General features: G+C 47.0%; 14 protein-coding genes, 1 pseudogene and 1 riboswitch. Of the genes and pseudogenes, 7 read left to right on the top strand and 8 right to left on the bottom strand.

Translation table 11 applies throughout. The annotated features are described in order from the left end of the window. Positions 1-368: 368 nt before the first annotated feature. Together C232_RS0110585 and yidD are read right to left on the bottom strand one after the other, a co-directional pair. On the bottom strand, positions 369-1,262 hold the full coding sequence (locus tag C232_RS0110585) for a metal ABC transporter solute-binding protein, Zn/Mn family (RefSeq protein WP_018663993.1): 894 nt from the start codon (positions 1,260-1,262) through the stop codon (positions 369-371). Between the two features lie 375 nt (positions 1,263-1,637). Further along, a complete protein-coding gene (yidD, locus tag C232_RS0110590; protein WP_018663994.1) occupies positions 1,638-1,886 on the bottom strand; it encodes a membrane protein insertion efficiency factor YidD in 249 nt (82 codons plus the stop codon). A gap of 132 nt (positions 1,887-2,018) precedes the next feature. Between yidD and C232_RS0110595 the strand changes: the two genes are divergently transcribed. After that, complete coding sequence (locus C232_RS0110595; RefSeq protein WP_018663995.1) at positions 2,019-2,468, top strand: Dps family protein; 450 nt, start codon at positions 2,019-2,021, stop codon at positions 2,466-2,468. A gap of 360 nt (positions 2,469-2,828) precedes the next feature. Here the strand turns inward: C232_RS0110595 and C232_RS0110600 are convergent, their stop codons facing one another. Beyond that, a complete protein-coding gene (locus C232_RS0110600; RefSeq protein ID WP_018663996.1) occupies positions 2,829-3,077 on the bottom strand; it encodes a DUF6154 family protein in 249 nt (82 codons plus the stop codon). 190 nt (positions 3,078-3,267) lie between these two features. On the opposite strand from C232_RS0110600, the gene ytkD reads away from it, so the two are divergent. Further along, a complete protein-coding gene (gene ytkD / locus C232_RS0110605) occupies positions 3,268-3,738 on the top strand; it encodes an RNA deprotection pyrophosphohydrolase (protein ID WP_018663997.1) in 471 nt (156 codons plus the stop codon). A 32-nt stretch (positions 3,739-3,770) separates the two neighbouring features. Here ytkD and C232_RS0110610 read toward each other — a convergent pair whose 3' ends face one another. The 3 genes from C232_RS0110610 to C232_RS0110620 all read right to left on the bottom strand — a co-directional run bounded on the left by C232_RS0110610 (position 3,771) and on the right by C232_RS0110620 (position 6,428). Further along, positions 3,771-4,577, bottom strand: coding sequence for an ABC transporter permease (locus C232_RS0110610; RefSeq protein WP_018663998.1), 807 nt, complete (start codon positions 4,575-4,577; stop codon positions 3,771-3,773). Next, on the bottom strand, positions 4,561-5,334 hold the full coding sequence (locus C232_RS0110615; protein WP_018663999.1) for an ABC transporter ATP-binding protein: 774 nt from the start codon (positions 5,332-5,334) through the stop codon (positions 4,561-4,563). Before C232_RS0110615 ends, C232_RS0110610 begins: the two co-directional genes overlap by 17 nt. Positions 5,335-5,408: 74 nt before the next feature. Further along, positions 5,409-6,428 (bottom strand): ABC transporter substrate-binding protein, encoded by a 1,020-nt coding sequence (locus C232_RS0110620; protein ID WP_018664000.1) that lies wholly within the window; start codon positions 6,426-6,428, stop codon positions 5,409-5,411. A gap of 226 nt (positions 6,429-6,654) precedes the next feature. Between C232_RS0110620 and C232_RS18545 the strand changes: the two are divergent. Beyond that, positions 6,655-6,843 (top strand): annotated as a pseudogene (locus tag C232_RS18545) (GntT/GntP/DsdX family permease); the annotation flags it as partial. 191 nt (positions 6,844-7,034) lie between these two features. On the opposite strand, the gene gntK reads toward C232_RS18545, so the two are convergent. Next, positions 7,035-8,585: a gluconokinase gene (gntK, locus tag C232_RS0110630; RefSeq protein ID WP_018664002.1), complete on the bottom strand. Its 1,551-nt coding sequence runs from the start codon at positions 8,583-8,585 to the stop codon at positions 7,035-7,037. 214 nt (positions 8,586-8,799) lie between these two features. Between gntK and C232_RS0110635 the strand changes: the two genes are divergently transcribed. From C232_RS0110635 to C232_RS0110650, 4 genes are all read left to right on the top strand, one after another. Further along, a complete protein-coding gene (locus C232_RS0110635; RefSeq protein ID WP_026314577.1) occupies positions 8,800-9,342 on the top strand; it encodes a flavodoxin family protein in 543 nt (180 codons plus the stop codon). A gap of 6 nt (positions 9,343-9,348) precedes the next feature. After that, a complete protein-coding gene (locus C232_RS0110640) occupies positions 9,349-10,131 on the top strand; it encodes an alpha/beta hydrolase family protein (protein WP_018664004.1) in 783 nt (260 codons plus the stop codon). Between the two features lie 47 nt (positions 10,132-10,178). Continuing rightward, positions 10,179-10,415, top strand: coding sequence for a DUF2584 domain-containing protein (locus tag C232_RS0110645; RefSeq protein WP_422723661.1), 237 nt, complete (start codon positions 10,179-10,181; stop codon positions 10,413-10,415). Positions 10,416-10,617: 202 nt separating this feature from the next. After that, positions 10,618-11,052: an NUDIX domain-containing protein gene (locus C232_RS0110650; RefSeq protein ID WP_018664006.1), complete on the top strand. Its 435-nt coding sequence runs from the start codon at positions 10,618-10,620 to the stop codon at positions 11,050-11,052. On the opposite strand, the gene pckA is transcribed toward C232_RS0110650, so the two are convergent. Further along, complete coding sequence (pckA, locus tag C232_RS0110655; RefSeq protein WP_018664007.1) at positions 11,049-12,641, bottom strand: phosphoenolpyruvate carboxykinase (ATP); 1,593 nt, start codon at positions 12,639-12,641, stop codon at positions 11,049-11,051. The two genes, C232_RS0110650 and pckA, sit on opposite strands and share 4 nt — an antisense overlap. A gap of 200 nt (positions 12,642-12,841) precedes the next feature. Beyond that, a riboswitch (SAM riboswitch) is annotated at positions 12,842-12,989 on the top strand. Positions 12,990-13,067: the final 78 nt, after the last annotated feature.

Raw genomic sequence — 13,067 nt, forward strand, 5'->3', positions numbered from 1 at the left:
TACTTTAGCTTGGTTTTCGCAACTTCGGTATACATGGTGTAGGCGATTGAACGTTGAAGATTTTACGTGACAGACGTTTTTCCTGTCACAACCTCATATCTTCAGTTTTCAAAGAACAACTTACAAGTATATAATAGCACATATGTTCCTGTTCTTCAACAACTTTGGCTAACGCCAACCGACATTCATCTCCCACCTATTCATTGGGCTAATGCCCTTCACATTCCTTGAGGTGGGAGTCTTCTGTCGGAAAATGATAAAAAGAAATGCAATAACCATTATAAAAGAAAATTTCTATACAAGAACCCTATATCCTGTTCAAGGATATAGGGTTCCAAATCTTTTTGAACAAACGTCCAAGCGTTGGTCTAGTGCAAGGCTTTTTTTAATGCCGCTAAGTTATTTTGCATCAATGTAAAGTAATCTTCATGCGCATTGATTTCTTTTTTTGTGCGGACGCCGAGGTGGTGGATGTATACCGGCTTCGTACCCGTTTCATCCCGGACCACATTCGCAATTTTTGAGGAAGCATTTTTTTCAAAGACTATATATGCCAGGCGGTCCTTTTTCACGCGTTGAATAATGTTCTCCAGCTGTTTTTGCGACGGTTCATCCGAGGTCGAGAGCCCGGCAATCGGGAGCTGCCTGATTCCGTATCGTTTCACCCAGTACCCGTAGGCTGCATGGGAAACGACAATTTCTTTGTTGGGTGATTTTTTCACGGTTTCTTTATATTCCTGATTGACATTATCTAGTTTTTTGGCCAGCTGTTTGTAGTTGGTTTCAAAATACGCTTTTTTCTTTGGCATTTTTTTCGATAACTGCGCGGTGATCATGGCTGACATTTGTTTGACGTAAATGGGATCCAGCCATACATGCGGGTCAACGTTCTGGCTGTTTTTATCCGGAACATCAAGCCGGTCCCCAAGCGCCACCATTTTCACATTCTCGCCTTGCAAAACATTTTTCGCCTTATTTGCAAAGCCTTCAAGCCCGAGACCGATGTAGAAGAAAAAATCCGAATCGGCAAGCTTTAAAATATCTTTTTGGGAAGGTTCATAGGTGTGTTCATCCGTTCCCGGCGGGTAAATCGTATTGACTTTAACATATTTTCCGCCAATTTGCTGGGTTACATATTCCAATGGATATACAGTTGTATACACGGAAATCGTATTGCCCGCTGATTTATTTTGCCCATTGTTAGCACAGGCGCCAAGAAGCAGTACGGTGCAAATGAAGAGCGCGAATGCGGTTTTTTTCAAAACAAAAGCTCCTTTCAGTTGATGTTTTCCGGTTAATCTTTCGGGTTTTTTCAGCTGCAGGTATTTGTGAATAAGAATGATTACGATTTACCATGCAAAAAACATCATACTAGAAAGCTGGCGTGAAAGCAAGTAAAATTTTTGCTGCATGAAAACGAAAAAGGGCAGCGTAAAAGTCTGCCCCTGTTCTCCATGCGCGCTGCCTTTATCCTCCACAGCCAGCTGTTTCCAGCATGTCGTATGAGCTGTTCATCGCTTGTACATGCAAGTCCGCACCAAAAGAACAAGCTTTTTGGTGCGGACTTGCAAATTTTATGTTGCTTTCTTTTATCATCAGCAGCGTATTCTACATAAAAGGCGGATGGCGTGTCTGCCTTATTCATGGGAAGTATGTTTTTTTCCGGGCCATTGTTCCGGAACGGGATCATAGCCGCCGGAGTGGAACGGGTGGCATTTTAAAATTCTTCTGATGGTTAAATACCCGCCGCGCAATGCTCCAAACCGCTTAATGGCCTCCAACCCGTAATTGGAGCAGGTTGGCTGGAAACGGCAGCTTGGCGGCGTGAGAGGGGAAATCACCAGTTGGTAAAAACGGATCATTTTGATTAAAATCAATTTCAGCATCGGCCGGCCCCTTCAATCAAATATGGTTCTGACCTTATTTTAGCATGATTTGAATAGATCTGTACAAGATATGTATTAGGTGTTTGAATACCTGGCAAACGGGTATCACAAAAAACAGGAGGTTGATTATACATGGCTGAAAATGAACAATTACTTGGCATATTGAACAAGCAAGTGGCAAACTGGACAGTGCTGTACACAAAATTGCACAATTACCATTGGTATGTAAAAGGCCCGCAATTTTTGAGCCTTCATGCTAAATTCGAGGAATTATACGATCTTGCCAACTTATACATCGATGAATTGGCAGAACGCTTACTGGCTTTGAACGGTAAACCGGTTGCCACTTTAAAAGAGTCCCTGGCTACTGCATCTATATATGAAGCAAACGGCCATGAAACAACGGAGGAAATGGTGGAGCAGGTTACCAATGATTTTGCGGTCATCGCAAAAGAACTGGAAGAAGCCATCCAATTGGCAAACGAAGTCCACGACGACGCAACCGCCGACATGTTTATCGGCATCCAGGAAACCCTCGACAAAAACATCTGGATGCTCGAAGCCTACCTCGAAAAACGGTAAAAAGAAAAGCGGAGGGCGCTTGCCCATCGGCGACAGGCAACTGGGCCGGCCCCAATGAAGTCCGCCCTTTGACTTCAATGGGGCAGGAACAGTTGACCCCGAGCCGATAGCGCCCACAGCTGGATCAAGAAAAGCGGAGGCGACTGTCCATCGGCGTACGGATTTTGCAGTCTTTGACTGAGATAAAGGAAACACGATGAGCCTGATAAGGCGAATCGATGTTGACTTATCGCAGGGAAAAGACGTAGAAATCCGCTAGCCGATAGGAGACGCAGCTGGATCAAGAAAAGCGAAGGGCGCTTGCTTATCGGCGTCTAAATTCAAAAAACAGCTGCTCCGGAAAACCGGAGCAGCTGTTTTTTATTGCAAATATTTGGTTGACGGGTAAGCATCATAGCTGGCGTAATCCGCGAACTTATTTTTTAACGTTTCCAATATGTATAGTCCGATAAAATGCTCAAGTTCTGCATTGCTCATATCATTTACGATTGTGAGCAAATCTTTGCGGTTATAATTTTCAATTACCGCTGCTGTGATCGCGTCCAAGTCCTCTTCATCCCCTGTCAGCTGGTCCCGGTACAACTCGAACAATTCATCAACTAACCTCATAGCCTCTCCTCCTTTGCCGGTTTATCCCACCTTAACGGGCACTTTATTTTACACGTATCCTTAAATATGCACTTTTAAACATTGTATGGTTATTTTATCGGAAAGTACAGCAGAAAATACACAGGCTTACAAGAAAAAATTCGATCCATTTCGCGGCCCCTGTCGTATAATGGGGTCCAGGGGGGATTTTATGTGCCAATTTGTCGATTTGAATGGCAACCCGGTCTTATTAAAATTTAAAAAAAACGCATTTTCTATTGAACCCCGCCATGTCCTTGTCCTCGCAAAATACAAGAAGGACTGGCTGTTAACCAAACACCCGATACGCGGCCTTGAATTTCCGGGCGGCAAAAGGGAACCAGGGGAAACGGTGGAAGAGGCGGCAGCCCGCGAATTATTTGAAGAAACAGGCGGCATTGCCGAAAGCATGGACTACCTCGGTGAATACATGGTGGAGGACCGCCGGAACGAGCCGTTTGTGAAAGCTATTTTGTACGCGGAAATCAGCCGTATGAAAGCAAAGGAAAATTACAGGGAAACAGACGGACCTGTCCTGATTCAAGGAGAACTGCGGGACAAACTTCATGATTCGGAATACAGCTTTTTGATGAAAGACGGGGTTGTGGAAACGGCAATCGAAAAATTATCGGATAAGTTATGATCCGGTGCAGCAAAAAATGCACCGGAACAAGCTTATTTGTCTTTGATTAATTTTTTCTCGAGCAGATCAACCAGCTGATACATAATCGTGGCGATCACGGCGATGATGATCATGGACAGCATTACGAGTGTAAAATTAAAGACCTGGAAGCCATAAATAATCATGTAGCCGAGTCCTTGTGAGGAAACCAGGTACTCGCCGACAATGACGCCGACCCAGGCAAGCCCGACGTTGACTTTTAAAGTGGAAATCACAGTCGGAATGGTCGCCGGGACAATCGCTTCACGGAAGACCTGGAAGCGGGTAGCACCGAAGGAACGCAGCACCTTCACATAATTTGGATCGACATCGCGGAATGCCGTATAGATGACAATCGTCGTCACAATCACGGATATAATAATCCCCATTGAAATGATGGATAAAAACCCGGGGCCCATCATCACGATCAAAATCGGTCCGAGCGCCACTTTCGGCATCGCGTTGAAAATCACCAAATACGGATCAAAAACTTTGGATAAAAATGGCGACCACCAGAGAATTGCGGCGATCACAGCACCGAGAAGGGTTCCAAGGATAAAACCCATCACTGTCTCGAATACGGTGATGCCCAAATGGACATAAAGCGATCCGTCCTCGATTTTGTCTGCAAACAGCGCCCATACCTTTACCGGCGAGCTAAAAATTAGCGGGTCTATCCAGTGGTAGCGGCTCGCGATTTCCCAGAAGCTGAAAAATAAAACCAGAATCAGCAGCTGGTAAAAGCGGACTTTGCGTTTTTCTTTTTGAATCCCGGTAATATAGTCTTGGTGCTGGAGCAGCGGCTTACCGTTCGTTTTCAAGAGACTCCAGCTCCTTCCATATTTCATTAAACAGCACTGTGTAAGATTCTTTGCTGCGGGCTTCAAACGGGCGGACCATGCGCAGCTTTTCAGGCACTTCAAACACTTTATGGAGCCGTCCCGGTTTTGCAGCCAGCAGCAAAATCCGGTCGCTCATCGATATGGCTTCCCCGATATCATGGGTCACCAGAATCGCTGTTTTCTTGAACTGTTTTAATGTCGCAAACACCAGATCTTCAAGTTTTAACTTTGTCTGGAAATCGAGTGCGGAAAACGGCTCATCCAGCAGCAGGATTTTCGGGTCCACGGCCAGTGTCCGCACAAGTGCCGCACGTTGCCGCATTCCGCCTGAAAGCTGGCGCGGAAACTGTTTTTCAACTCCGTGCAACCCGATATCATGCAAAAACTGCAGTGCCTTTTGCTTCGTTTCCGGGTTCAATTGGTTTTTCATCTTAAGACCCAGGCAGATATTTTCTTCAATCGTTTTCCACGGAAACAAATAATCCTGTTGCAGCATATAGCCAATGGAAGATGCACGGAGATCGGGTGCTTTCCCGTCAATCCGTACTTCGCCCCCGGTTGGCTGCAAAAGTCCGGAAATGATCGAAAGCAGTGTTGTTTTCCCGCAGCCGCTTGGGCCAAGAAGCGAAACAAATTCGCCTTGCTCCATACTGAAGGAGATCGCTTCTAGTGCCTTCGTCGCCTGCTTTGTCGTGAAATAAGTATGGTTAACGCTTTTAACGGTCAAAAAGCTCATGAATGATGCCTGCTAAGAAGCATAGCAGGATCCACCACCTTTCTGAAAAAATTGGCTGCAGCCAGGTATCATATTTATTTCGATGCATTTTTCACAATCGATGTGTTGACAAGCTGATCGTAATCAATCTTTTGCTCGAGTTCGCCGGCTTCTTTCATAATGTCCTGGAGCGTGTTCCAGCCTTTTTTGGTTAAAATCATATCCGAACTAAACGAGCCCTGGCTGCGGTAACGTTCAATAGAGGAAGCAAGAATGTCCGGCTCCGTATCTTTAAAATAAGGATGAACACTTTCCGCAACTACTTTCGGATCGGTTTTTTGCACCCATTTTCCAGCCTTCAGCAGGGCGCGGACAAATTTTTCGGCGGTCTTTTCGTTTTTGTCCAAGTAACTTTGTTTGGACATGAATGTTGTGTACGGCACTTCGCCGGATTCTTTTCCAAACGAAGCCACAATCGTACCTTTTCCTTCTTTTTCCATGATCGAGGCCGTCGGTTCAAACAGCTGGACAAAATCACCAGTGCCGGACGCGTAAGCATTTGCAATATTGGCAAAGTCAATGTTTTGGATCAATTTCGTGTCATTGTGCGGGTCAATATGATGTTTTTTCAGTACGTATTCGCCGACCATTTGCGGCATCCCGCCTTTACGCTGGCCAAGGAAATCCGAACCTTTCAGCATATCCCAGGAAAAATGGCTGATCTTTTTGCGCGAAACAAGGAAAGTCCCGTCTGTTGCTGTAAGCTGTGCAAAATTGATGACCGGATCTGAGGTCTGCTGCTTGTGGACATAAATCGATGTTTCCGAGCCGACAAGTGCGATATCCGCTCCGCCGGAAAGCAGGGTGGTCATCGTTTTGTCGCCGCCCCAGGTGGTGGTCAGTTGAACATCCAACCCCTCCTCTTTAAAATAGCCCTTTGCAAGTGCCACATAGAGCGGCGTGTAGAAGACGGAGCGGGTGACTTCCGCGACACGCACTTTTTGAACTTGCTGTTTTTTCGTCCCCGAAATCTTCCCGCTGCCGCATGCACTCAAGCTGAATAACAGAATAGCGGCCAAAAACAAGGAGAAACCAATTTTCAACCATTTAACCATGAAAAAACCTCCTCAAAAATTGGGCTTTTTTCTTATAGCCTATGCCGGAAAAGGGGATGTGTGAATGATGATAAATCTTCCAGTAAAAGTGAAATCGTCCGTTTTCATGTAAAATTAATTTTTCCAGGCGATACTTGATTTCAAAAAATTTTTTATATAATAGTAGGTATGAAAACCTCATGAATACTCTTTTTGAAATCGTTTACCAAGAGAGGGGAATGGGATCATGGATACTTATCTACTGCTGATTACATTGTTAGCAATTGTAATTGTTATTTTAGGAGTTTCTGTGTTTAAGTGGCATGCATTTATCAGCCTGCTCGTTGCCAGTGCATTTCTGGCAATATGCTCGGGCATGCCATGGGATAAAATTGTGAGCAGTTACGAGGCCGGGGTTGGCAGTGTGCTGGGTCACAATTAGACAAAAGAGAAAGGAACGAGGTGTCTTTTGTCTAATTAGAAGCCCCAATTAGACAAAAGGGAAAGGAACGAGGCGGCTTCTGTCTAATTAGAATCCCCAATTAGACAAAAGCCAACGGAATAAGGTACCTTTTGTCTAATTGAAGGAAAAACCGGCCGCCATGCGTGGGTTCGTTGAAAGAAATGTTATTCGCCCTTTACCCACTTCTTCTGAAACGCCGCAATTTTTCCGTATTCTTCTGCCAGCAATTGCGAAACACGGATATAGATCGGAATCAGTTCCTGATAAACCGCTACATTTTCCGCAATTGGCTGGTGCGTATGGGTAGTGCCGACCCATTCTGAAACAATCGAGAAATCGTCAATTTCTCCGAGTGCGTACATACCGAGGACGATGGCGCCGAGGCAGGAGCTTTCAAAACTTTCCGGGACAACGACTTGCTGATTGAAAATGTCGGCAAGCATCTGGCGCCACAGCTCGGATCTTGCAAAGCCGCCGGTTGCCTGAATTTTCTGCGGAACACCGATTATTTCCTGAAGCACGAGCATAACCGTGTAGAGGTTTAAAATAACACCTTCCAGTACGGAACGAACCATATGCTCGCGTTTATGGTGCAGGCCGAGTCCGAAAAAGGAACCCCTTGCGTTTGCATTCCAAATCGGGGCACGTTCGCCGGCGAGGTACGGATGGAAGATAAGGCCGTCCGATCCCGGGGCGACCCGCGCGGCAATTTTCGTCAGTACCTCATACGGATCGATGCCAAGCCTTTTTGCAGTTTCAACTTCGGCTGCGGCGAGTTCATCGCGCACCCACCGGAATGTCATGCCGCCGTTATTGACCGGCCCGCCGACCACCCAATGGTTTTCCGTTAGCGCATAGCAGAAAATCCTGCCTTTTGGGTCGGTTACAGGTTTGTCCGTAACGGTCCGGATCGCGCCGCTTGTCCCGATCGTGATCGCAACAACACCAGGATCGATCGCGTTTACGCCCAGGTTGGACAGCACCCCGTCACTTGCTCCGGCTACAAATGGCGTGTCAGCCGGGATCCCGATTTCGTCAGCATATTTTTGTTTTAAACCGGTAAGGGTAAATGTAGTCGGTACCGGTTGTGAGAGGTTCTCCGCTGTGATACCGGCAATCTCAAGTGCGCCTTTGTCCCATGTGAGCGCTTTTAAATTAAATAGCCCGGTTGCAGACGCAATTGAATAATCAATGACATATTCGCTAAAAAATTGATAAAAGATGTATTCTTTGATACCAATGAATTTATAGGTTTTTTTGAACAAAGCCGGTTCATCGTGCCGGAGCCAGGTGATCTTTGCCAGGGGCGACATCGGGTGGATCGGGGTGCCGGTTCTTCTGTATATGTCAATTCCATTCCGGCCCTTTTTGATTTCTTCCGCCCAGCCTGTTGCCCGTGCATCGGCCCAGGTGATGCAGCGGGTGAGCGGCCGGCATTCTTCGTCTACGGCAATCAGGCTGTGCATTGCCGCACTGAAGGATACGAGTTCAATATCCGCCGGGTTCACGCCGCTTTTTTTGATCGCAGTTTTCATTGTCTCTATTACCGCTCGGAAGATATCGCCGGGATCCTGTTCGGCTACTTGCGGCGACGGGCTGTACAATGGATAGCCTGTATGGTGCATGCCGACGACCCTTCCTTTTTCGCCGAACAAGACAGATTTTGTTGACGTTGTACCGATATCTACGCCTAAATAATAGGATGAACTTGTCATGGGAAGTCAATCTCCTTTATGAACCTGTTGCTTCAAAATGGTTTCTGCAGTTCAGAAACGATTTTTTAAAATTTTTTCCAGCGTCTTTATTTTAACTGAAACCGTTTTGGTTTTAAACCTTTTGAAAAACCGCCGGGATCCGAATTGCTTGACAGGTGCCGGCTGCGGCCGACATACTAGCATAGAAAGTAATTTGACAAAAGGGGTTACAACCATGACGATTGCAGTTATTTACGGAGGATCGCGCCCGCGCGGCAATACAGAGCTGCTGACAGAACGTGCAGTGGAAGGATTGCATGTGGAGCGCTTTTATTTAAAAGATGCGCATATTCTTCCGATCGAAGACAAACGCCATACGGAATCAGGATTTTCAAAAGTGGAGGATGATTATGGCATTCTCATTCAGCATATTTTAATGTGTGACACGATTATCTTTGCAACGCCGATTTACTGGTACGGGATGTCGGGGCTGATGAAAAACTTCATTGATCGCTGGTCGCAAACATTGCGGGATCAGCAGTTTCCGGATTTTAAAAAAAGAATGGCGGAGAAAAACATTTATGTGATTGCAGTCGGCGGGGATAAACCGCGTATAAAAGGACTGCCGCTGATCCAGCAGTTTGCTTATATTTTTGGCTTTTTAGGCATGCATTTTGACGGTTACATACTTGGAGAGGGCAATAAACCCGGCGATATTGTACAAGATAAAGAGGCAATCCTTGCAGCGGATCAATTAAATGAAACACTGAAAAGGTGATGCATGATGAAGATCATGGTCGATAAGCAGCTTTTCCCCTCGCCGAATCCGCGTGTGCGCATGTATGTCGTCACCTATTTATCGGATGGATTAAAAGTGAAGGGGCTGCTCGCGGAACCGGATGACAACCATATATATGACGGCTTTTTGTATTTGCGCGGCGGCATCAAAAGCGTCGGCATGGTCCGCCCGGCGCGCATCGGCCAGTTTGCGTCGGAAGGTTTTATCGTGTTTGCGCCTTTTTACCGCGGCAACTGCGGCGGGGAAGGAAACGAGGATTTCGGCGGTGATGACCGCCATGATGCTTATTTTGGATTTGACCTGCTGCTGCAGCATGAACGGGTGGCGGGGAAAGTCCATGTTTTCGGCTTTTCGCGCGGCGGCATCATGGCTGTCAGCACTGCTGTCATGAGACCGCAAACCGCATCACTTGTTACGTGGGGCGGTGTATCGGATACAGCACTTACATATGTTGAACGCGTCGATTTAAGGAGGATGATGAAGCGTGTCATTGGCGGCACTCCGCAAAAGTATCCGCAGCGCTACCGGGAACGGACGCCGCTTTATCAGCTTGGTGCGATCTCATGCCCTGTTTTAATTATTCACGGCGAGCAGGACAAGAACGTTTCAGTTGAACATGCCCGCCGCCTGGAACGCGGGCTTGTGGCAGCTGGAAAGAGTGTGGAAACATGGTATTTCCCGCAGTTCACGCATTATTTTCCGCCTGCTGTGAACCGCCGCATGGTCCGCGATTTATGTGAATGGATGAAAAAACAGGTACGGCCATGATAAAATAAAAGCGCCAGGAAATTATTTTGGAGGTGATCCGGTTGGGAATGCCGGTCGACTTAAATACGATGCTGATTACCCATGGGGAAGAAGAACGCGTTGAACAAAATCTATTTGAATTGAAAAAAACGGGCTACTGCCTGTACCCGCTTGATATCCCCGTTGAAGTACGAAAAACACAGGAAAGCGAAGCAAGCGGCAGCGCCGTGATCCAAAAAATTGCGTGGGAAAAAGGGATGACTTTTATCCGCTATGAACTTGTATCACTGAATACGCCGAATTAACAGGTCTGGCGCCGCTAAATGGGTGCCGGGCCTTTTTTGTCGGCTATCGGTACGGGGTCAATTGTTCTGGCCCACCTGAAGTCTTAAGGCGGACTTCACTGGTGCCGGGCCTTTTTTTGTCCAGTTGGTGCAACAATTGGCATGAATCGATTGAGAATGAACATAATAATGCCGAGAACGAATTCAGGAAGGGGGGAGTGAAGTGTTTTTTGAAGAGCAAGCAGCAAACTATGATGCCTATGCCGTCATTTTTGACGCAAAAAACGAACGGATTGGCCTTGTGCAGACGAAAGATGGGGAATATACATTGCCAGGCGGGAAAATCGCACAGGGGGAAACTGATGTTGAGTGCCTTGAGCGCAGCGCCAGAGAAACTCTCGGCGCGGAACTGGAAGTCAGCGGCTATTTGGGGACTGCCTTACAATCTTCCCCGCTGCCACGGGAAGAGGAGCACATGGAAAGCGGGAACTTGTTTTATTTGGGGAAAATCGTGAAAAAAGCAGGACAGCCCCGGGAAGATTGCCATAACCTTGAATGGCTTCATCTTCATGAGGCTGTCCAAAAAGTAAAAGATCAACAACATAAATGGGCCGTGGAGGAAGGAATCAGCGCCATTCAATCGAGCACTTTGTTTTAGTGTGAAGTGAAGGGCCCGCCCAGTTTTTCAATCTCACCCGGCAGCGATGTGAACCTTTTGAAATTTTCTTTGAAACGTGCAGCTAGTGCGAGCACTTGCTCACGGTAAGCCTGTTTGTCCGGCCATGTTTCACTCGGAATAAGGACTTGGTCGGGAACACCTTCGATATGGAGCGGGATGTGCAAACCGAAAACTTCATCCTGCTTTGTTTCCGCGGCTTTTAATTTTCCTTCAATGGCGGCTTGCACCATTGCCCGCGTATATTTCAGCTTCATTCTCGAGCCGGTGCCATATCCGCCCCCGGTCCAGCCGGTGTTGACAAGAAAGACCTGAACATTGTGCCTGGCAATTTTATCACCCAGCATTTCGGCATAAACCGCGGGTTCAAGCGGCAGGAATGGTGCGCCAAAACAGGTGGAAAAAGTGGCTTCCGGGCTGGTCACCCCGCGTTCGGTGCCGGCCAGTTTTGACGTATAGCCGCTTAGAAAATGGTACATCGCTTGTTCCTTTGTTAATTTGCTGATTGGCGGCAGCACACCGGAGGCATCCGCCGTGAGAAACAGAATCGTGCCCGGGTGCCCGGCCATGCCCGTACGAGCGAAATTTTCGATGTTTTCGATCGGGTATGCCGCCCGTGTATTTTCCGTCATTGTATTTTTGTCAAACAGCGGCCTGCGCGAATCCGGATCGATGACCACATTTTCGAGCACGGTGCCGAACTGGATGGCCCGGTAAATCTCCGGTTCTTTTTCTTCAGAGAGGCCGATGCACTTTGCATAGCAGCCGCCTTCAATATTAAAAATCCCCTGATCTGACCACCCGTGTTCGTCATCGCCGATTAAGGCCCGGTTCGGATCGGCGGATAAAGTTGTTTTCCCGGTGCCGGATAAGCCAAAGAAAAGTGCGGTAGTCCCGTCTTCTCCGGCATTGGCGGAACAGTGCATGGATAGGATGCCCTGCTTTGGCAGCAGATAATTCATGATTGAAAAGATACTTTTTTTCATTTCCCCGGCATACTCAGTTCCGCCAATTAAAACGATGCGGCGCTCGAGCGAAATGATGATAAATGCTTCCGAGCGGGTGCCATCCACCGCCGGATCGGCTTTTAGATGCGGTGCGGACAAGATTGTAAAAGCGGCCTCGCGGGTCTGCTGTTCTCCCGCTTTTGGCCGGATAAACAATTGGTGCGCAAATAAATTATGCCAGGCCAATTCATTGACAACCTGGATGGGAAGGCGGCAGGAAGGGTCTGCACCCGCATAGCCTTTAAAAACAAATAGTTCATTTTTGCTTTTTAAATACTGCTTTATTTTTTCGTATAGATGGTCAAATACCTCTGCAGAAATCGGCTGGTTTACCGTCCCCCAGTCGACAAGATCCTTTGATTCGGCATCCGCGACAATGAATTTGTCCAGTGGCGAACGCCCCGTATATTTCCCCGTGACAGCGGAGACGGCGCCTTCAGACGTTAGGACCGCTTCTTTCCGTTCGAGAATTTTTTCGATGAGCTGCGGTACGGAAAGCTGACTGTAAACATTTTCTCCCGACAGCAATTGATTCAGATCATTTGAAGTGCCAATAAGATCCATTTCGTTAATCCGCCCCTTTGAACAAAATAAAACGCTTTTAAACGAATATTAGTATAACATATTTATAAAAGTCTTCCACACTTTTTCGACAATTAATGGTTGCAAAAGAAGGAAAAATGAAAGGGCTTGCGGCTGGAATTATTGATGTGAAGCATTGACACGGCCCGTCAAATCGCGTATGATTTTACTTTGAACGGATACTCTTATCCCGAGCTGGTGGAGGGACGGGCCCTATGAAACCCAGCAACCCGCTTCTGGAACAGGCTGATGCACTCGCAATGCATGGGCTGCTTGAATTCCAGGCAAAGGTGCTAACCTGCAGCAAGGAGATTCCTTGGACGATAAGAGTGAAAGGCGCGATTGAGTAAAAATCAAAACCTTTCCACTCTCAAATCAGTGAGGAAAGGTTTTTATTATAGGCTTTTT

Origin of the sequence: Heyndrickxia acidiproducens DSM 23148, from assembly GCF_000374345.1 — a bacterium.
Lineage (GTDB): Bacteria > Bacillota > Bacilli > Bacillales > Bacillaceae_C > Weizmannia > Weizmannia acidiproducens.